This is a genomic window from Desulfurella sp., assembly GCF_049977265.1.
Taxonomy (GTDB): domain Bacteria; phylum Campylobacterota_A; class Desulfurellia; order Desulfurellales; family Desulfurellaceae; genus Desulfurella.
This window is the reverse complement of the sequence record NZ_JBMFGQ010000089.1, coordinates 1-1,699: the sequence shown is the minus strand read 5'-3', so window position 1 is coordinate 1,699 and position 1,699 is coordinate 1. Positions and strand designations below refer to the sequence as shown.

Annotated in this window: 2 protein-coding genes; both read right to left on the bottom strand. The window is 32.3% G+C overall.

The annotated features are described in order from the left end of the window. Nucleotides 1-16: 16 nt before the first annotated feature. A complete protein-coding gene (locus ACP5FO_RS08765; protein ID WP_428157420.1) occupies nt 17-763 on the bottom strand; it encodes an ABC transporter ATP-binding protein in 747 nt (248 codons plus the stop codon). Further along, entirely contained in the window at nt 760-1,557 is a 798-nt protein-coding gene (locus ACP5FO_RS08760; RefSeq protein WP_291490356.1) for an ABC transporter permease, read from the bottom strand. The genes ACP5FO_RS08765 and ACP5FO_RS08760 overlap by 4 nt, the downstream gene beginning before the upstream one ends. Nucleotides 1,558-1,699 lie beyond the last annotated feature (142 nt).

Below are 1,699 nucleotides of genomic sequence, written 5' to 3'. Positions count from 1 at the left end.
AAAAATGCATTCATAATTAACTTAACATAGCAGTATAAGCTTTCGCTACAATTGCAGGGCTTCCTAATTCTACAATTTTACCTTTTTCTATAAGCATGGCTTCATCGCATATTTTTTCAACTAAATCAGGATCATGGCTAACTATGATTAATGTCTTACCTTTTTTTTGGAACTCTAATATTTTTTCAGAACTTTTTTTCTGAAAGGATTGATCGCCTACGCCCATTATTTCATCAAGTATTACAATATCAGGATTTATGTTTATTGCTACAGAAAAAGCAAGTCTTATATACATACCAGATGAAAATGTACGCAATGGTTCGTTTGCTACATGGCTTAATTCTGCAAAATCAAGTATTTCATCGTATTTTGCCTCTATTTCTTTTTTAGATAGCCCAAGCATAAGTCCGTTTATTAGTATATTTTCTTTTGCTGTAAGTTCTGGATGAAAGCCTGCACCAAGCTCTAAAAGTGGCACAATTTTTCCGTTTCTTATAATTGTACCACTAGTTGGTGTTATAATGCCACAGATTAGCTTTAAAAGTGTGCTTTTGCCAGCACCATTTCTACCCATTATACCAAATGTTGTAGATTTTTTTATTGAAAACGAGATATCATCAAGCACAGTTATTGTTGGCCTTTTTTTTCTTTTAAAACCGCTTTTAATAAAACCTACAAATTTAGTTTTTATAGAAGTGGGGTTGTATTCAACGACTTTAAATCGTTTTGTAAGATGCAATACTTCTATGGCATATATACTCATACTAACTCTGGAAACTCCTCTTTGTGTGATCTAAAATATAAAAACCCCAGAGTATATACAACAATAGCTACTAAAGCAAGTAAAGCCAGATAAAAAGGTTTTGGAAACCAATTGTAGTAAAAAATACTCTGGTAAGATTTAATCAAATAAGCAAGCGGATTTAAAAAAATGAGTTTTTGGGCTTTTAGGGGTAGCTGTTGCTCAAAATACATAATTGGCATACCAAAAAATAAAAATTGCAATAAATTCATTACAATATGTTGCATATCCCTGTAGTAGACTTCCCAGGTTGCTACAAAAAAACCAATTCCACAGGTAATAAAAAATTGAATAATTACAATTACAGGAAATACAATCAAAGGCAAGCCTATTGAAACACCGAAAATAATTATAAATAAAAGTAGCACAGGCAAAGACAAAACATAATTTATAAAGTTTGATAATACTTTTACCATTATTAAGATTTCGGATGGAAGCGTAGATTTATTTACAAATGCTCCAGAGCTTACGATAGCCATTGTAGACTCATTTATAGAGCCGGCAAACCAGTTCCACGGCAAAAGACCCACAAACAAATACACAGGGTAGGCTTTAGCGGATGCTTTAAATATAACAGTAAAAACAAAAACATATATCAATAACAAAAGCAGAGGGTTTAATATAGACCAAAAAAAACCAAATGCGGATCCTCTGTATCGGATTTTAAGCTCTTTTAAAGCTAAAATCCATATTAAGTGCCTGTACTGGATGGGTATTTTGAAGCCCTCTTTAATGGCTGATAATTTTTGACTCACGCATCACCTTTTATTACCATGCTAAAAAACCATTATATATAGATTTGATTTATTGTAAATTGATTTTTTCAATTAGTCACTATACCCGTCATTCTGAGGCCGCGTAAGTGGCCGAAGAATCTCATAAGTAGATCCTTCGTTT